General features: G+C 61.6%; 15 protein-coding genes. 13 read left to right on the forward strand and 2 right to left on the reverse strand.

The window, feature by feature from the left end:
- Nucleotides 1–45: 45 nt before the first annotated feature.
- From HPY67_07075 to HPY67_07115, 9 genes are all read left to right on the forward strand, one after another.
- Nucleotides 46–570 (forward strand): TRAP transporter small permease, encoded by a 525-nt coding sequence (locus HPY67_07075; protein NPV04476.1) that lies wholly within the window; start codon nt 46–48, stop codon nt 568–570.
- A complete protein-coding gene (locus HPY67_07080) occupies nt 567–1,835 on the forward strand; it encodes a TRAP transporter large permease (GenBank protein NPV04477.1) in 1,269 nt (422 codons plus the stop codon). The genes HPY67_07075 and HPY67_07080 overlap by 4 nt, the downstream gene beginning before the upstream one ends.
- Nucleotides 1,836–1,921: 86 nt before the next feature.
- Complete coding sequence (locus HPY67_07085) at nt 1,922–2,590, forward strand: cell filamentation protein Fic (protein ID NPV04478.1); 669 nt, start codon at nt 1,922–1,924, stop codon at nt 2,588–2,590.
- A 289-nt stretch (nt 2,591–2,879) separates the two neighbouring features.
- Nucleotides 2,880–4,163, forward strand: coding sequence for a nickel-dependent lactate racemase (gene larA, locus HPY67_07090; protein NPV04479.1), 1,284 nt, complete (start codon nt 2,880–2,882; stop codon nt 4,161–4,163).
- Nucleotides 4,164–4,263: 100 nt separating this feature from the next.
- A complete protein-coding gene (locus tag HPY67_07095; GenBank protein NPV04480.1) occupies nt 4,264–5,298 on the forward strand; it encodes a DctP family TRAP transporter solute-binding subunit in 1,035 nt (344 codons plus the stop codon).
- Between the two features lie 109 nt (nt 5,299–5,407).
- On the forward strand, nt 5,408–5,902 hold the full coding sequence (locus HPY67_07100) for a TRAP transporter small permease (GenBank protein NPV04481.1): 495 nt from the start codon (nt 5,408–5,410) through the stop codon (nt 5,900–5,902).
- Nucleotides 5,899–7,185 (forward strand): TRAP transporter large permease, encoded by a 1,287-nt coding sequence (locus HPY67_07105; GenBank protein ID NPV04482.1) that lies wholly within the window; start codon nt 5,899–5,901, stop codon nt 7,183–7,185. The genes HPY67_07100 and HPY67_07105 overlap by 4 nt, the downstream gene beginning before the upstream one ends.
- Nucleotides 7,186–7,618: 433 nt before the next feature.
- Entirely contained in the window at nt 7,619–8,803 is a 1,185-nt protein-coding gene (locus HPY67_07110) for an ATP-binding protein (GenBank protein ID NPV04483.1), read from the forward strand.
- Nucleotides 8,804–9,028: 225 nt separating this feature from the next.
- Nucleotides 9,029–10,222: an ATP-binding protein gene (locus HPY67_07115; GenBank protein ID NPV04484.1), complete on the forward strand. Its 1,194-nt coding sequence runs from the start codon at nt 9,029–9,031 to the stop codon at nt 10,220–10,222.
- A 253-nt stretch (nt 10,223–10,475) separates the two neighbouring features.
- Here the strand turns inward: HPY67_07115 and HPY67_07120 are convergent, their stop codons facing one another.
- On the reverse strand, nt 10,476–11,642 hold the full coding sequence (locus tag HPY67_07120; protein ID NPV04485.1) for an ATP-binding protein: 1,167 nt from the start codon (nt 11,640–11,642) through the stop codon (nt 10,476–10,478).
- Between the two features lie 804 nt (nt 11,643–12,446).
- Between HPY67_07120 and HPY67_07125 the strand changes: the two genes are divergently transcribed.
- Nucleotides 12,447–14,318: an AAA family ATPase gene (locus HPY67_07125; GenBank protein NPV04486.1), complete on the forward strand. Its 1,872-nt coding sequence runs from the start codon at nt 12,447–12,449 to the stop codon at nt 14,316–14,318.
- Nucleotides 14,319–14,981: 663 nt separating this feature from the next.
- Nucleotides 14,982–15,434 (forward strand): class I SAM-dependent methyltransferase, encoded by a 453-nt coding sequence (locus HPY67_07130; GenBank protein NPV04487.1) that lies wholly within the window; start codon nt 14,982–14,984, stop codon nt 15,432–15,434.
- Here the strand turns inward: HPY67_07130 and HPY67_07135 are convergent.
- Complete coding sequence (locus HPY67_07135; protein NPV04488.1) at nt 15,431–16,162, reverse strand: IS3 family transposase; 732 nt, start codon at nt 16,160–16,162, stop codon at nt 15,431–15,433. The genes HPY67_07130 and HPY67_07135 overlap by 4 nt on opposite strands.
- 301 nt (nt 16,163–16,463) lie before the next feature.
- On the opposite strand from HPY67_07135, the gene HPY67_07140 reads away from it, so the two are divergent.
- Together HPY67_07140 and HPY67_07145 are read left to right on the forward strand one after the other, a co-directional pair.
- Nucleotides 16,464–17,981: an IS21 family transposase gene (locus HPY67_07140; protein NPV04489.1), complete on the forward strand. Its 1,518-nt coding sequence runs from the start codon at nt 16,464–16,466 to the stop codon at nt 17,979–17,981.
- Nucleotides 17,982–17,994: 13 nt separating this feature from the next.
- Nucleotides 17,995–18,798: an ATP-binding protein gene (locus tag HPY67_07145; GenBank protein NPV04490.1), complete on the forward strand. Its 804-nt coding sequence runs from the start codon at nt 17,995–17,997 to the stop codon at nt 18,796–18,798.
- Nucleotides 18,799–18,827 lie beyond the last annotated feature (29 nt).

An 18,827-nucleotide genomic window follows, 5' to 3' on the forward strand; every position in this document is an offset into this window, starting at 1 on the left:
TTTCGTTGACTGCTTGACATGACAAGGGGGGAAGAGGGAATCGACATGACCCGGTGCATGGACATGCTCGAGGCCGCGATCCGCTGGACGATCGTCGGGCTGCTGGCCGTCATGGTGATCGCCATCGGCTCGCAGGTCTTCGCCCGGTACATCTTCCACCAGTCCCTGTACTGGACGGAGGAGCTGGGCCGTCACGTGATGGTGTGGATGGTCTTTCTGGCCTCCGTGGTGTGCGTCCGCAGGGGCTTTCACCTCAGCATCACGTTGCTGAAGGAGAGGCTCAGCAGCCGAAAACAGGCGCTGATGCAGATGCTCGGGGCGGCCGTCCTGGCGTACTTCTTCTACATGATGGTCGTTCACGGCTGGGCGCTAACGCAGAAGACCATGATGCAGCGCTCCAGCGCCCTGCACTACCCGATGGGTTACGTGTACGCCTCCCTGCCGGTCAGCGGCCTGCTCATGTTCATCGTCAACCTCGAGGTGATGATCAAGGCCGCTCTCGAGTTCTTCGGGATGAGAAAGGGCGGGGCTGTCGGCCCCGCCTCGGGGACGGGAGGCGAATCGAAATGACCATCGCCGCCATATTCATCGCCCTGCTGCTCCTCGGCGTTCCCGTGGCCTTCACCCTGGGCCTGACGGCCCTGGCCTACATCGCGCTCGAGACCCCTCTTCCTCCCCTTGTCGCCTTTCAGCGGATGTTTGCCAGCGTGGATTCCTTCCCCTTCGTGGCCATCCCCTTTTTCATGCTGGCCGGGAACCTCATGGGCGCGGGCGGCCTGGCCAAGCGCATCATCAACCTGGCGCGCGCGCTGGTGGGCCACCTGCGGGGGGGGCTCGCCAACGTCACCGTCGTCTCCAACATGTTCATGGGCGGCATCTCCGGCTCGTCGGTGGCCGACTGCTCGGCGCTGGGATCCATCCTGATCCCGGCCATGCAGAAACAGGGCTACGCCCCCCGTTTCGCCGGCGCCGTCAACGCCACGGCCTCCACGATGGGCATCATCATCCCCCCGAGCATCCCGATGATCCTCACCGGGGCGGCCACGAGCCTCTCCATCCGGGACCTCTTCTTCGGGGGGCTCGTCCCGGGCCTGCTCATCGGCCTGGGGATGCTCGTCATCACGACGTTCATCTCGAAGAAACGGGATTACCCGAAATTCCCCCGGGCCTCCGCCCGCGAGCTGCTCACGGCGTTCTTCAAGGGGCTGCCCGCCTTCATCATGGTCGCCATCATCCTGGTCGGGATCATGACGGGCATCTTCACGCCCACGGAGGCCTCCGTGGCCGCCGTGCTCTACGCCCTGCTGGTGGGGATCATCGACCGGGAGCTGACCTGGCAGGGGTTCTACGACTCGATGCTCAACGCGGCCATCTCCTCGGCCGTCGTGATGGTCGTCATCTCGACGGCGGGGCTTCTGACCTGGCTTCTGGCCTACTCCATGATCCCCCAGAAGCTCACGGCATCTCTGGCCGGCGTCATCGACTCCCCGACGACCCTGCTGGTCATCCTCGGGGCGGTTTTCCTTCTCGTGGGCACCGTGCTGGACGTCTCCCCCGCGGTGCTGCTCTTCGGGCCGGTGCTGCTGCCCCTGGTGAACGCCGTCGGGGCCGACCCCGTCTTCTTCGGGGTCATGATGGTCTTCGCGCTGGCCGTCGGCCTCATCACGCCGCCCGTCGGCACCACGATGATGCTCTCGGCATACATTGCCGGGGTGACCATCCTGGACATCGCCCGGGAGAGCGTCCCCTATCTGCTGTATATGATCGTGCTGCTTTACTGCCTGATCTTTTTCCAGGGCCTCGTGCTGTGGGTGCCCAACTATCTCTTCCACTGAAAGGGGGAGGGGAGCCCTTACCGTTGTCATGCCGGTCCGCCTTACGGCGTGCTGTCGAAAATGCCGTATGGCCACGAGACGTGGAGTTGACGAAGGATGAAATGAAGCAGTCGGGGCGATACAGAACATCGGATCTTCCGGAAGCGAAATACCAGCCGGGATCAAGAGGCCGTGTCCTGCTGAACCTGCAAGGGATCAAGAGCAAGCGGGAGATGGACCGGATCGAGGCGGAGGCTCATATCCGGGCACTCCGAGAGTTTCTGTCATTATTCAGCCGGGACCATCGCTTCTCGTCTGCCGACATCGCGAGGATGCACCGCATGTGGCTTGGGGGCATCTACGAGTGGGCCGGCAAGTACAGGCAGATCAATATTTCGAAGGGCGGATTCACATTTGCTGTCGCGGCCCAGATCCCCAGGTTGATGGAGGAACTTGACAAGGGACCGTTGCGGAGCAAGACTCCATGTCTGTTCACGGAAGAGTCGGCGGTTGCAGAGGCGCTGGCCGTCGTGCACACGGAATTGATCCTGATCCACCCGTTCAGGGAAGGTAATGGCAGAATAGCGAGGATGCTGGCTACGCTCATGGCCGTGCAGGCCGGATATCCTCCCCTGGATTTCGGAGTCATCCGCGGAAAGAAGAAAGAAGCGTACTTTGCAGCATTTCAGGCAGGTCTGGACCGGAATTATGAGCCGATGAAAGGGATTTTTACCGAGGTGCTCCAGCGGACCGCTTCGAGAGCCTTGAAACCTTGATCTTTTTTGACCTTGCCGGGGAGCGGCCTGTAAATGCGGAAGCGGAAACCCCTTCGATGGCAGACGAGCTGACTGCCGATCGCAGGATCAGGTCCTCGAATAAGACAGGATCTCTCAGGTAAGGGTTCGATCGAATGAGACTGTTTTTTTGCATGGTACAGTCACTCGAAAATTATCTTGTAAGTAAATTAGCAAATTGCGGGCCGAAGTCAAGAAAAGTAAGCGTGGACGGAATTCCAGGATGGGTGCGGGCGGATTGGTCTAGAACCCTTCCGAGGAGGCTGCGACAATGGATGTGAAAGTCGAGCTGCCCTACGGGACCGGAAAGATCGATATCCGCATCCCTGAAGAGAACCTCATCGGGGTCTACTCGCCGAAGGACATACGGCCCGTCCCCGACGTGAAGCAGGAAGTGATCCGGGCGCTCGCAAACCCGATCGGCTCGAGGCCCCTGCGCGAGCTGGCGCGGGGCGCCCGCAGGGCGGTCATCGTCGCCGACGACAACACCCGCCTGACCCCCACGGACAGGATGATCCCCGTGCTGCTCGACGAGATGAACGCCGCGGGCCTGAAGGACGAACAGATCACCGTCATCATCGCCCTAGGCACGCACCGGTTCATGACGCCGGAGGAGATCCTGGCCAAGTTCGGCGCCGAGGTCGTCAGGCGCGTGGCCGTCAAGAACCACGATTACAAGAACCCCGCCGGACTCGTCGACCTCGGCACGACCCCCAACGGCACGCACATCACGGTCAACCGGGAGGCCTACGAGGCGGACTTCAAGATCGGCGTGGGCAGCATCGTGCCGCACCACATCCCCGGGTACGCGGGGGGCGCGAAAATCGTGCAGCCCGGCATCTGCGGCGAGCGGACCACGGCCGAGACGCACCTGCTGAGCGTCAGCGCCCCGCGATCCTACCTAGGCGTCACGGACAACCCCGTGCGCGAGGAGGTGAATGCCATCGCCCGCCGGGTGGGCCTCAACACCATCCTCAACACGGTGCTCAACCGCAACGGCGAGGTCATCGAGGCCTTCTTCGGCGACGTCGTGGAGGCCTTCAACGAAGGGGTCAGGCTCTCGCAGAGGGTCTACGCCACGGAGATCCCCGAGGAGGCCGACATCGTCCTGTCGAGCTCCCACCCCTGCGACATCGAATTCTGGCAGGCGCACAAGACCCTCTACCCGTCCGACCTAGCCGTCAAGGCCGGCGGGATCATCATCGTCGTGACCCCCTGCCCGGAGGGGGTGGCCATGACCCACCGGGACATCCTCGAGGTCACGCACCACGACGCCTGCAGCCTCCGCGAGAGGGTGTCCTGCGGACAGCTGCAAGACGAGGTCGCTGCGGCCCTCGCCATCGCCTGGGCCCAGGTGAAGGAGCGCGAGTCGGTCTACATCGTCTCCGACGGCATAAGCGCCGACGATGCTGCGAGGCTGGGCTTTGCCCATTACCGCACCGCCCAGGAAGCACTCGACGCGGCGCTGCGGGTCAAGGGGGCCCGGGCGCGCGTCACCGTGCTCACGCACGCGCCGGACATGCTGCCGGTGATCGTGCCAAGAGAAAGGAAGTGAGAAGAGTCAGCGGGGAGCAGACCCCGGCCCGATCCGGGGTTGCCGATAGGAGAAACAGCATCGACCCACAACCAACACACTACCAAAGGACGGAGGAACCATGAAGAAACGCACAGTCGTCACGACGGTATTGGTCGTGGCGGTCCTGTTCGCCGCCGGGCAGGCCGCCGCCGCGGAATTCAGGGCAACCATGAAGATGGGCTCCACCCAGCCCATGGACCACCCCTACATGGTCGGCGCAAAGAAGTTCTCCGACCTGATCAAGGAGCGGACCAACGGCCGCATCGTCATCAACCTCTACCCGAGCTCGCAGCTGGGCAAGGGCGAGCGCGAGATGGTGGAGAGCATGAAGCAGGGCACCATCGATCTGGTGGTCAGCTCGACAGGGCCGCTGGGCGGCTTCAGCCCCTCCATCAACATCCTCGACATCCCCTACCTGTTCCGGGACTACGCCCACGTGGACGCCGTTCTGGACGGCCCCATCGGCAAGCAGCTCCTGCAGGACATGGACAAGCACGGGATCGTCGGCATGGCCTTCTGGGAGAACGGGTTCCGTCACCTGACCAACTCCAAGGTCGCCGTCAAGACCGTCGAGCAGGCCAAGGGCCTCAAGATCCGCGTCATGGAGAACAAGGTGCACCTGCTGGCCTGGAAGACGGCGGGCCTCAACCCCACGCCGATGGCCTGGGGCGAGCTCTACCCGGCCCTGCAGCAGGGCGTCATCGACGGCCAGGAGAATCCCGTGGCCGTGTTCTACAGCGCGAAGTTCTGGGAGGTGCAGAAGTACTTCTCGCTCACCTACCACGTCTACTCCCCGGCCCCCTTCATGATGAGCAAGAAGAAATTCCAGGCCATGCCGAAGGCGGACCAGGAGCTCTTCATGAAAACCGCCCTCGAGGTGGCCGCGTTCCAGCGCAAGCTCAACCGCGACGACGAGGAGAAGAAGCTCAAGGAAATGGAGGCCAAGGGCCTCACCGTGATCCGCGACGTCGACCGGGCCTCCTTTGCGAAGGCCATGGAGCCGGGCTACGCGGAGTGGAACAAGGACTTCGGGAAGGACAAGATCGCGGCGATCGTCAACACGAAGGCGCCCGCGGCCAAGGCCCCCGCCAAGGCGGCCCCGAAGAAAAAATAACCGGATGCCCCCGGCACAGGGCCCGCAAGGGGGGACCCCGCTCCCCCCTGCGGGCCGGTGCCGGCGCCTCGCGGCCGATCACCGCAAATCGACACAGGGGAAGCTTCAGATGAAAGCGCTTCGCGGCATCAACGAGCTGCTTCTGACTGTTGCAGGGTGGGGCACGATCTTCTTCATGGGGGTGATCTCCATCGTCATCCCCTACGAAGTGTTCGGCCGGTATGTGCTCAAGAGCATGTCCGTGTGGTCCGGCGAGGTCTCCACGTTCTCGCTTGCCTGGGCCACCATGCTGGGCGGGGCCGTGGGCCTGAGAAAGGGCTACCAGGTGGCCATGACGGCCGTGATCGACGCGCTCCCGCCCGCCCTCGGACGGGCGGTCAAGGGCGCCGGGCTTGTCTTCATGCTCTGCTTCCTGGCGGTGATGACCTGGTACGCAGGCCTGCAGACCCTCGTCAACTTCGACCAGACCTCGCCGGCCATGGGCATCCGCATGGGATACCCCTACGCGTGCCTGCCCATCGGGTTCTTCATCATGCTCATGCTGACCGTGGAGGAGACGCTGCGGTTTCTCGGCGCCGCTCCCGCGGGGGGGGACGCGCCATGATCGCCGTCTTCCTCGTCGCCTTCGTCGTGCTTCTGTGCTGCGGGATCCCCATCGCCATGGGCCTGGCCGGCTCGGCCATGATCTACCTGCTGTTCAACCCGGACATCGAGCTCACGATCCTGCCGCAGACGATCTTCGGCGGGATCGCCTCGTTCCCGCTGCTGGCGATCCCGCTGTTCATGCTGGCCGGCAACCTGATGAACGAGGGGGGGCTGACGCAGGATCTCGTCCGCTTCGCCAAGCTGATGATCGGGCACGTTCGGGGCGGGCTGGGGCACGCGACGATCATCGCCTGCGCGATCTTCGCGGCCATCTCGGGGGCGGCCGTGGCCACGGCCGTTGCCATCGGCATGATCATGATCCCCGCCATGAAGCAGGAAGGCTTCGACGATGACCTGGGCGCGGCGATCACGGCCACGGCCTCGTGCATGGGCCCCATCATCCCGCCGAGCATCCCCTTCATCATCTACGGGGTCATCGCCAACGTCTCCATCGGCGCCCTCTTCCTCGGGGGCGTGATCCCGGGGGCCCTGCTGGGCATCGGCCTGATGGTCTACATGTCCTACGAGGCCCGGAAGCGCCGGTACACGGTCCACCCGAAGGCGTCCTACAGGGAGATGCTCATCGGCGGGTGGAAGGCGCTGCCCGCCCTCTTCATGCCCGTCATCATCATGGGCGGCATCCTCGGGGGGGCCTTCACCCCGACCGAGGCGGCGGGCGTGACCTGCGTCTACGCGGCGATCGTCGGGGCGTTTGTCTACAGGCGGCTCACCCTGAAGAGCATCCCCAAGGTGCTTCTCGCCTCCGGCCTGGAATCGGCCATGATCATGCTGCTGCTCGGCCTCTCCGAGCCGTTCGCCTGGATCGTGGCGGCCGACCAGATCCCCCAGATGATGATCGAGGCCATCACCGGCATCAGCACCTCGCCCTGGGTTATTCTCTTTCTGATCAACGTCGTGCTGATCATCATCGGCATCCCCATCGAGACGGCCCCGGCCCTGGTCATCGTGGCCCCCATCCTCGCCCCCATGGCGGCCCAGCTGGGCATCGACCCCATCCACCTGGGGGTTGTCGTGTGCTTCAACCTCGTGCTGGGGCTGGTCACACCGCCCGTCGGGGGCGTGCTGTTCGCCGTCAGCGGGGTCTCCGGGCTCTCGCTCGAAAAGCTGAGCGTGGCGATCTGGAAGCCTTTCTGGATTGCGCTGTCCGTCCTGCTGCTGATCACATACATCCCCCAGCTGAGCACCTTCCTGCCCCGGCTGCTCATGCCCGGCGTCCGCTAGCGCCTCTTTTTTCTTTCCTGTCCCCCTTTGTAAAGAGGCTGCTTCGCAATTCCCATTTTGTCATTCCGCACAAGCGAAGCGCGATGCGGAATCCAGTATTTTCAATGAGTTCTGGATTCCCACTTTCGTGGGAATGACAGGATTTCGGCATTTTGCATGATTACGACACAGCCTCAAAAGAGGGGGCAGGGGGGATTTTCTTTCTGCAGTTCGCTCTTTATTCCCCAATCCCGCATCCTTCCTTGAGCCGCCTTAGCACCATGGCCTTTCCACGTTGCCGCCATGGTTGTAGACAGGAGCATGGTAAGTCGAATATTTCTCGACATACGGCGCTGAAATATGCAGGACGAGGCGATGAAAAGGAGCTTGACGCTGCTGCACTACATAATGTAAATATGCATTGCAATATTACAACATGCAAGGCATAGTGCATATGACGAGTCATTCCGTCATCCCGCGTCTGCTCAATCGACCCGACCGATCCTTCTTTCTATTCGGTCCCCGCGGAACGGGCAAGAGCACTTGGCTGAAACAGGTGCTGCCTGGGGCGTTTCGGTTCGATCTTCTGGATGCCTCCCTGTTCCTGGAACTCTCCCGGGATCCGCACCGCTTGGAGGCCCTGGTAGGCCCCCGGCCTGCCGGGACCTGGGTGGTGCTGGATGAGGTTCAGAAAATTCCCGCCCTGCTGGACGAGGTGCATCGCCTCATGGAATCAAAGCGATGGCGCTTCGCCCTCTGCGGCTCGTCGGCACGGAAGCTTCGAAGGGGCGGTGCGAATCTTCTTGCCGGCCGTGCACTGACGCTGGCCATGGAGAGTTTCTCCGCTGCCGAGCTGGGAGGTGCATTTCATCTCGAGCGTGCCCTCGACTGGGGCTTGCTGCCGTTTGTCTACAACGAGCCCGAGGCGGCAGCGGACATCTTGGCTGCTTATGTCAGCACCTACCTGAAAGAGGAACTGCAGGCCGAGGGGCTGATCCGCAATGTCCCGCCCTTCGTCCGCTTCCTCGCCGTTGCCGGGCAGATCAACGGTCAGATCGTGAATGCCCAGAACATTGCGCGGGAGGCGGCCGTCGTCCGGAGCACGGTGGACACGTACTTTGACATCTTGACGGACACGCTGCTCGGCCATCGGCTGCCGGCCTGGCGGCCCGGCCTCAAGGTTCGGGAAGCGGCGCAACCGAAATTCTACTGGTTTGACCCCGGCGTGGCGCGAGCCGCCGCGGGACTGCTTCGCGACCCCGCTGACCGCCTGTGGCAGGGCTACGCGCTGGAGACTCTCGTCTACCACGAGCTGCGGGTTTACAACGAGATCAGCCGCAAGCATCGACCCATCAGCTATTACCGCACCCCGGCCGGGGTGGAGATCGATTTCATCGTCGAGACGGCGAAACGACGACCCGGCAGTGCGCCGCGGGTGGTCGCTATCGAGGTCAAGCGGGCCGAGCGTTGGGACCGCGCGTGGGAAAAGCCGATGCGGGCGCTTGCCGCCTCGACAGGCGTGAAGGTCGATCGCATGATCGGGGTGTACTGCGGCTCGCGGCCTTACCGTTTCGACGACGTCCAGGTATGGCCGGTTGCCGATTTCGTGAAGGCCCTGTTTGGGGGCGAGGTGTTCTGAGCCCCTTGCATCGTTTAGCTAGCGTGCGCTGTTGCGCCTTGCGGATCTGCCGGCCTGCGCCTGCCGAAGAGACGGCCTGAGGCGTATGGCTCTTTTCTTTGTACACCTGCGCCCCTGAACCCGGACGGACGGCGAAGCCGTGGGGGTTCATGCAAATACGGCCTTTACAATTACTCAACGCGATGAGTAAATTTACTCGCGATATTGAGTAATTTTGGAGGGGCCGTGTACAAACGCCCAATCTATTCGGTCGTGGCTAAACGGCTCGGTGAGCCAAGGCGGTTTATCCAGGTGCTGGCAGGGCCCCGCCAGACGGGAAAGACGACCCTGGCACGGCAGATCCTCTCCGACTTCAAAGGCCCGGGGCACTATGCCACCGCTGATGAGCCCGTTTTGAAGAACCGGCTCTGGATCGAGCAGCAGTGGGAAACGGCCCGCTTCGAAGCCCGAAAAGAGGGTCGCCGTTCTCCGGGACTTCTTGTTCTGGACGAGGTACAAAAAATCCCCGGCTGGTCGGAGACGGTCAAGCGCCTGTGGGACGAGGATACGGCCGCAAAAAGAACCCTTCACGTCATTTTTCTGGATTCTTCCCCGCTGCTGGTGCAGCGGGGCCTTACGGAGAGCCTGGCGGGGCGCTTCGAGGTTGTCCATGTAACCCATTGGTCTCTGGACGAGATGAGGGGGGCCTTCGGCTGGGATCTCGACAGGTATCTCTTCTACGGCGGATACCCGGGTGCGGCGGCTCTCGTCAGCGACCACCCGCGATGGAAGCATTACATTCAGGAGTCCCTCATCGAAACCTCCGTCTCGCGCGATGTTCTCCTGATGACGCGTGTGGACAAGCCGGCCCTGCTGAGACGCCTCTTCGAACTGGGCTGCAGCTATTCAGGCCAGGTGCTGTCCTACCAGAAGATGATCGGGCAACTGCAGGATGCCGGCAACACGACGACACTTGCCCATTATCTGCAGCTGCTTTCCGGTGCGGGGCTTTTGACGGGGCTGTCGAAGTATTCCGGACAGAAGGTGAGGCAGAGGGCATCGAGCCCGAAGCTGCTCGTCCTCAACACCGCCCTGATGTCGGCGACATCGCATCTCACCTTGGACGAGGCGAAGCGCGATCCCGACTACTGGGGACGGCTCGTCGAGACGGCGGTTGGGGCGCATCTGGTCAACAGTGTGATCGGACGGGATGTCCACGTATATTACTGGGCTGCGGGAAATCGCGAGGTCGATTTCGTGCTGCAGCGGGGAAAAGAGCTGGTGGCCATCGAGGTCAAAAGCGGGCGCCTGAAAACAGCCCTTTCGGGCATGGCGGCGTTCACCTCTGCCGCGAAAGTTCGGAAAGCCCTGCTGGTCGGTCCCCAAGGGATACCGCTGGAGGATTTCCTGCAGACGGACCCGGCGACGTGGTTCAAGTGATTATGTCTGCGAAGCGGTGTTTCCTGCCTCGTGGGTCGCGGATCACCGGGCACTGCATACTGCCGCGCAGCGGCACCGCCAGGCTGCCCGTCTTTTCCGAATCCCCACTTTCTTCACTCAGGCACTTGGGCATTTCTTTTCTTTCCGCCGCTTTGCGGCCTGCTGCTTTTCGTGTCGCGGGGGCAACGAGGCGAGGTCAACCGATGATTGTCTTCCAGGGGAGCGCTACCGGACAGTGCCTGGCACGGGCCGGTCAGGGCTTGGGCGTCTTGCTCAGCTCGTCACGCAATGCCGGGAGGGCCTTGAGGGGGCACGCGGAAATGTTCTTTTCCACCGGGTACCGGTGCTCACCGGGATAGACAACCCAGAGGTGCTCCAACCCGAGATCCCGCGCGGCGTGCCCCATCGATTTCGTCATTGCCGGAGCTTCCGTGAACTTGAATTCCATTCCGTACCGGCGGCCGCGGTGGAAAAACAGCAGATCCAGTTCCGCCCCGCTGTGTGTAGCCCAGAAGTATGCCTGAGACGGGCGTAGCAGCTGCAGGGCCTGTTCCAGCGCCATTCCCTCCCATGAAGCGCCGACTTTCGGGTGTCCCGCGAGGGTGTGGCGGTCCGCGATGCTCAGCAGGCTGTGCAGGATGCCGGAGTCCCGGAGGTAGACTTTCGGGGCCTTGACCTGCCGTTTCTTGATGTTCTCATACCAAGGCTGAAGCTGCCGGACCATGAAGGTGCCGGTAAGGATATCCAGATAGGAGCGAACGGTTTTATCCGACAGGCTCATGGCACGCCCCAGTTCCGAGCCGTTCCACGTCTGTCCGTGATAATGGGCCAGCATGGTCCAGAAGCGCCGCATCGCGGCGGCGGGTATTGTGATCCCGAGCTGTGGGATGTCCCGTTCGAGATAGGTCCTGATGAAGCCTTCGCGCCAGGCGATGCTTTCCTCCTCGGAGTCCGCCAGGTAGGAGCGGGGAAACCCGCCTCGCAGCCACAGTGTATTGAGGGAACCGGCTCCCGTCTCGCTGAGGTCGAAGCCCGAGAGTTCGATGAACTGCACCCGGCCCGCCAGGGTCTCGGAAGCATGCTTGATCAAGTCGGGCGATGCGCTTCCCAGGATCAGAAAGCGGGCTTTGCTCTTCGGCCGATCCGCCAGAATCCGCAGGACGTTGAACAGATCGGGCATCTGCTGAATCTCGTCGAGCACGATCAAGCCCTCGAGCGAGCCCAGCATCATCTCGGGATTCTGCAGGCGGCGCCTGTCCGCTTGGGATTCGAGATCGAAATGAACGGACGACCGCTGAGACGCCTCAAACATCCGGGCGAGGGTGGTCTTTCCGCACTGCCGGGGACCGATCAGGGCCGTGACGGGGGACCTTCCCACCGCGCCGGCCATCTGCTCGAGGTATGAGGGTCTTTTGATCATGCACAAATACTACCATGAATATTCGGAATGTCAATCCGAATTATCAATGTATTCCTGAGGCCCGTCCTGTGGATGCCCTTTGCGCCCCTGCAGCCCTTGAACCCATGAACCCGTCTTGAATCGAAGCGGGACCCTGCCGCGTTGTCTTCTCTTATTCGCCTTTTCCCTGCACCCCATGCATCAAAATCTGTTGATAACCGTCATGAATTCTGCTATTCAGAGCAGCAAAAAACAGGGTACTTCGCTGCCATGACGAAGCATGAACCAGGAAGCCCGGTTCGATCCCCATCGAGCCGGGCATTTTTATTTAAATTTCAATAACATGGATCTATCCCCCGGGAAGCGGAGGCAGCCCCGGAAAGGGGCCTGACCGGCAGGGAATTTGCAAGGCATTGACCCGGGGTGCTGTAAGGCAAGCGAAGGCCCCTTGATCATTTCCGCGCACGCGGGAATCCACGCACAACCCTTACCACACCTGAAGACGAAACAGGCCGCCCCCACCCGGCGCACCGGCTTGTTTGACGGGATACCGGACCGGGCCACAGGTGCGCCCGGCCCGCTCGATTATCAGATTGAGGCGGCAAAAGGCGGAGTGGACAGACGCCCCCCCCCCTTATTCCCCTCTCCCCCGGCAAGAGAGGCACCTAAAAATTTCCCTCTCCCCCGGCGGGAGAGGCAACACCATGTTCCCCTCTCCCCCGGCGGGAGAGGGCAAGGGTGAGGGGGGATTACTCCCGCCCCTCGCGCCGTCACAACGGCATTCGAGCACCGTCTCCGACTGAAGAGAGAGGGTAAGCGTCACCCATGGCCACCATGATCCCCAGCGGCGTGGATCAGTTCACCACCGACGGCGAGCGGCAGTTCTACCGCTTCCTCGAGCGCGTCGCCCGGCCCGACAGCCGCTACCTCTCCTGGTACCTCCCCGACATCCGGGGCAAGGAGCCCGACTTCCTGCTGTTCTCCGACGAGGTGGGCCTCGTCATCTTCGAGGTTAAGGACTGGAGCCTCGAGCAGATCCGCGAGGCCGGCCCCCAGTACTTCGTCCTCGACATGGGAGGCAAGACCGAGAAGCGCCGCAACCCCTTCCAGCAGGCAAGGGACTACTTCGCCGACGTCATGAACCGCATCAAAGAGGACGGCTTTCTCCTCTCCTCCGACCCCCGCTTTGCGGGCAAGGTCAAGATCCCCGTCAACTGCGGCGTCGTCTTCCCCAACATCAACAAGTACGAGTACCGCGAAAAGGGCCTAGACCGCGTCATTGACCCCGAGAAGATCTTCTTCTGGGACGACCTGCACCCCCAGTCGGACCACTGGGCCGACCCCTCGGGCCGGTGCTTCCTCGATGCCCTCAAGAAGATGTTCGTCCCCCAATTCAGCTTCCGCGTCACGGGAAAAGAGCTCGAGCGCCTCAAGGCCCTCCTTTTCCCCGTCGTGCGCATCGAGCTGCCCCCACGGGACAAAAAAGACAAACTGGAGGAGGACAAGCGCCGCCTCCGTGTCCTCGACCACAACCAAGAGGCCCTGGCCCGCAAGATCGAGGGCGGCCACCGCATCCTCACGGGCCCCTCGGGCTGCGGCAAGACCCTCGTCCTCGTCCACCGGGCAGCCCTTCTCAAGCACTACAACCCCGAGATCCGGAACATCCTCTTTGTCTGCTACAACATCACCCTCGTCAACTACATCAAGCGCCTCCTTGCCGACAAGAAGGTCCCCCTGGGAGCAGGCGGCGTCGAGGTCATGCACTTCTTCGAGCTCTGCTCGAGAATCCTCGGTGAAAAGGTCGATTACGAGAAGCAGGACCAGGCTTACTACGACACGGTCGTGCAGCTCGCGCTCGAAAAGGCGCAAGCCGGCAACATGCAATACGACGCCGTCCTCATCGACGAGGGCCAGGACTTCAGCGACGACATGTTCAGGGTTGCAACGAGCCTTCTGAACAAAAAGACCGACAACCTCATGATCGCCCTCGACGACAACCAGAACATCTACCGCAGCGGCCAGGCGTGGAAGAACCTCGGCATCCGGGCCCAAGGGAGGGTCCACAGGCTCAACCACGTCTACCGCAACACCATAGAGATCGCCAGCTTTGCCGCCCGGTTCATGAGCGAAAGCAGCCCAGTCCCTGTGTCATCCCGTGCAGGCGAAGCGGGACACGAAGTCCATACCGGTAGCCAGCCCGAGCTCTTCCCTGACTTCTTCGACTACCACGGCCCGCAGCCCGAGATAAAGCAGCTGCCCGACACAAAGGCCATCGTCGACTACGTGGCAACTAAAATCAAGGCACTCACCGACGAGGGCATGCCTCTCTCTGAGATCGCCGTCCTGTACACCGTCAAGCAGCCCTACGACGGCACAACAAAGCCCATCCCGGAACTCGTCGGCCATGCCCTCGAACAAAAGGGCATCCTCTCCAACTGGGTCTCCGAGGACTACAGAGCCAAGAAGACCTACGACATCACCACAAACAACGTCACCATCTCCACCATCCAGAGCGCCAAAGGGCTGGACTATGCCTGCGTGTTCCTGCTGGGGCTGGACTCGCCGAAAATCGCGGATTGGTCGGCAGAGGTGGCAAAGAACCTCACCTATGTGGCCGTCACAAGGGCGAGGGAGCGGCTGCACATCCCATTTTGCATCAAGACGGTATTGATTGGACGAATCGAGAGCGCATTATGAAATTCATCCACGCCGCCGACATCCACCTCGACAGCCCGCTCGTTGGCCTCCAATTCTACGAGGGGCGCCCGTCGTGTCAATCCGGGAACTGGCCGAGAAATATGACGTACCTGTCAGAACGCATCGAAGCTGTCAGGGCTGCCGGATAAATCGGAAAAGCTTAGAGAATTGAGGGAGAGGCAGCGGGACAAGAATTATGTCTACGATGAATAATTGAAGATTTCTGAACCCAGATACGCAAATCTAGAATTTCCGAGCGAGACATCAACACATCAATCTGACTGACAGCGCAGCTGCTCTGCCCTTCTGTCCTTGCGAACTACAGAACCTAATACCACCATATCTATAGCAAAGCGCGTCTCTGAAGCACTGCCGCCCGCCGAAACTTACGAATGCAATAAAGACGATGTTGTTGACAAATTTATGCGTTAATTTTAGATGAAATCCGGGAGGAGAGTCTGCGTCGTATTGGAAATAACATTCTGTTTTCCTGAGGGGAACATTGAAGATATCTAAGGAACCATAAAGCCCGAGCGGAAGCATCTCTTGGTCGGTCTTTTTTATCTGATGTCAAACGAATCTATTGAAGAACCATAATGGTGTTGAAGACTATCCTTGAGTAAGTAGGGCCTAATCAAAAGTTATGTCAAATGAGCAAGCTATATGAGTATCGATGATCTCACACTCAAATATTATTCTCAGAATGCTGCAAAAGTAGCTGAGCGATACAACAATGTTGACAGCGGTCTGCCAGCTTATTTCCGGCGGACTCTTCAAATCGGTGCTCGCATTTTGGATATAGGTGCCGGCTCAGGCCGGGACATGTATTATCTGCTTAAGTCAGGATTTGACGTCTATGGTGTGGAACCATGTTATGAACTGAGAGCTTTAGCACTAGCGACATATCCCGATTTAGAAGGGCGATTGGAGACAGGATCATTGCCTGATATCGGCCGACCATACGGAGGCAATTATGATGCTATTGTATGTTCTGCTGTGCTAATGCACGTGCAAAAGGCGGAAATCTTCTCGTCGGCATATGCAATAAGGGAGAATCTCAAGGATAAAGGTCGTCTTTTAATTTCGCTCCCCAGTGGAGTGCCCCCCTGCGGTTAGACAACTGCGGTTAGGGTAACCGGACAGGACTTGGCGTTGTTGAACATTTCTTCAAACTCCACAGGCGGCCGATATCCCAGTGAGGAGTGCAGCCGCTTGCGATTATAAACGTCCTCGATGAAGGAGGGAAGACGATTCTGGACATCGGCCATCGTCCGGTACTCCCAGAGGTAGACCTCCTCGGCCTTCAGGGTCTTGATGAAGCTCTCGGCGGCCGCATTGTCGTAGGGGTTGCCCTTGCGGGCCATGCTGATTCGGAAGCCGTTGGCAAGCAACTCCTCCACGTAGTCTCGGGAGGCATACTGGACCCCGCGATCCGAGTGATGGATGATTCCTGCCGGGGGTCTGCGACGCGCCAGGGCCATCCGGAGGGCCTCCAGGCACAGGGTTGTGTCGATATTGCGCGAGAGCGCATAGCCCACGACCCTGCGGGCAAAGAGATCCAGGATGACCGCCAGATAGACAAAGCCGCTCAGGATGGCAATGTAGGTGATGTCGGCCACCCAGAGCTGGTTGGGGCCCGTGACCAGCAGGTTCTGCGCGAGGTTGGGATAGACCCGATGGGGATGCTCGCTGTTGGTGGTGCGGACCCAGCGGCGCCTGGGCTTGCGCGTCAATTCCTGTTCGCGCATGACGCGAAGCACCTTCTTGTGGTTGTCCCGGAACCCTCGACGATGCAGCTCCTTGGTCACCCGGCGATACCCGTAGCCGGGGAACTCCTCGATCACGGTCTCGATGCGGGCGATGAGCGCTTTCTCCCCGTCGGGTTGGCTCTTTGTTAATCATCACTGCTATAGAGCCAATACGTGATCGCCGTAATGAGGCCAGTTGGTGATCGCCGCAATGGAGCCGGTTGCTGATCGGCGCAATCGGGCCACTTCATGATCGCCGTAATCGAGCCACCCTGTTGTTGCGGGGAGGCGGGATGAGGGTTGAGAGGGATCTCGGACCGCGGCAGCCACGTTGCTATACTCCCGGTCAATGCCGAAAGCCGGGAGGAGCATGGACATGAGCAACAGGAGGTTCGAGATGTACCAGTACCGAAACGTGATTCACCGCATGCGCATGGGCGAGAGCGACCGCACGATCGCCCTGGCGAAGCTGATGGGCCGCGGCAAGTGCAAGCAGGTCCGCCGGATCGCCGAACAAAACGGCTGGCTGGGCAAGGGGCCGCTGCCCGACGATGAGGCCCTGGCGGCGGCCTTCGAGATCAAGCCGGCGGTCAATCCCACCCATGTATCCCGGTCGCTTCCCTTTACGGATCAGATCCGCCAGTGGGTCGAGCAGGGCGTTCGCATGACGACGATCTACCGGGCCCTGGTCGATCGGTTCGGCTTTCGCGGCAGCTACTCGTCCGTTCGCCGTTTGGTGCTTCGCTTGCGGCTTCGGCAGCCGCAGGCGAGCTGCGTGCTGGAGTTTGAGCCGGGCGAGGCGGCCCAGGTCGACTTCGGCAAGGGGCCCGATATCCGGGACGCCTTCACGGGCTGCGTGCTGAAGACGTGGGTCTTCGTGATGACCCTGTGCTTCAGCCGCCATGTCTACGCCGAGGTCGTCACGGACCAGAGCGTGTCGACCTGGCTTGCCTGTCACCGCCGTGCCTTCGAGTACTTCGGCGGCATCCCCGGCAAGATGATCATCGACAACCTCAAGAGCGCCATAACGCGTGCCTGCTTCCATGACCCGGACGTTCAGCGCTCCTATGCGGAGCTGGCCGAAGGCTACGGGTTTCTGATCTCGCCGTGCCCGCCGGGGGATCCCAAGAAGAAGGGGCGCGTCGAGAGCGGCGTGAAGTACGTCAAGGGCTCCTTCGTCCCCCTGCGCGAGTTTCGATCCCTGGCCGACGCCAACGGGCAGCTTCGGCGATGGTGCCTGGAGACGGCCGGAAACCGCATCCACGGCACGACCCGTCAAAAGCCGCTGAGCCTCTTTGCCGAGGCGGAGAAGGCGATGCTGAAGCCCCTGCCGGCAGTCCCGGTCGAGATCGCCGCCTGGAGCCACGTCAAGGTCCACGGCAACGGCCATGTCCAGTTCGAGAAGGCGTACTACTCGGTGCCGTTTCAGCTCATCGGCCGCGAACTGTGGCTCAAGGCCACAGACACCACGGTCAAGCTCTATCACGCCCTGGCGCTCGTGGCCTGCCATGCGCGGCTTCACCGGCCCGGCCAGCGATCCACGGTCGATGACCACATGCCGCCCGAGGCCCTGGCGTACAAGCTTCGGGACCCCCAGTGGTGCCTTCGACAGGCCGAGGCGATCGGGCCCGCGTGCCGTGAGCTCATCGAGCGGCTCTTCAGCAGCCGCGTCCTGGACAATCTCCGCGCCGCCCAGGGCATCGTCGCCCTGGGGAAGCCCTACGGGGCTGCGCGGCTGGAGAGCGCCTGCCGACGGGCGCTGCACTTCGACAATCCCCGGTATCGAACCGTCAAGGAGATCCTGAAGCAGGGCCTGGATCAGGCGCCGGTGGAGGCGGCCCCACCGCCGCTCTCCACGGTCTACACCCTGCAGGGCCGGTTCCTGCGCGGTGCCGGCGAGCAGCCGCTGCATTGAGGAGGTGAGCGCCATGAACCCCATGCCCGAGCTCATCCCCCTGCTCAAGCAGCTTCGCCTCTCCGGGATCCTGGACTCCATCGAGGCCCGTAACCGGCAGGCCATCGAGGAGAAGTTCTCCTACATGGACTTCCTGGCCACGATCATCCAGGACGAGATCGCCCGCAGGAGCCAGAAACGCCTCGCTTCGGCCATCCGCCGGGCCAACTTCCGCAACCAGAAGACCCTCGAGGAGTTTGACTTCACTTTTAATGCCTCGATCAACCGCGCCCTCATCCTCGAGCTGGCCTCCTGCCGGTTCATGGACGAGAAGGTCAGCGTCATCGTCGTCGGCCCCTGCGGCACCGGCAAGAGCCACATCGCCCAGGCCCTGGGCCACTGCGCGATCCGCGCCGGCCATGACGTCCTGTTCACGAGCGCCGCCCGGATGCTGGCCCAGCTCCATGCCGCCCGGGCCGCAAACGGCTACGACCGGCTCCTGGCCCGATTGACCTCGATCGATCTCTTGATCATCGACGACTTCGGACTCAAGCCCCTCAAGGGCCCCCAGGACGAGGACTTCCACGATGTCATCTCCGAGCGCTACGAGCGCAAAAGCACGCTCGTGACCTCAAACCTCGACATCCCGGAATGGCCCGATGCGTTTCCGAACCGCATCCTGGGCGCCGCCACCATCGACCGGCTCCGTCACGGCGCCTACAAGGTCGTCCTCGACGGAAAGAGCTATCGTGACGCACGGGCGCAGCCCAAAACGGCCGTTCCAGCTGTCAAAGAGCACAAATCCATCTCCCGAAAGGAGGTGAAATCGGCGGAATGAATGAGGGGTCCGAACCCCCTTTGTAACCC

This window comes from Syntrophaceae bacterium (assembly GCA_013177795.1).
GTDB lineage: Bacteria > Desulfobacterota > Syntrophia > Syntrophales > UBA2192 > UBA2192.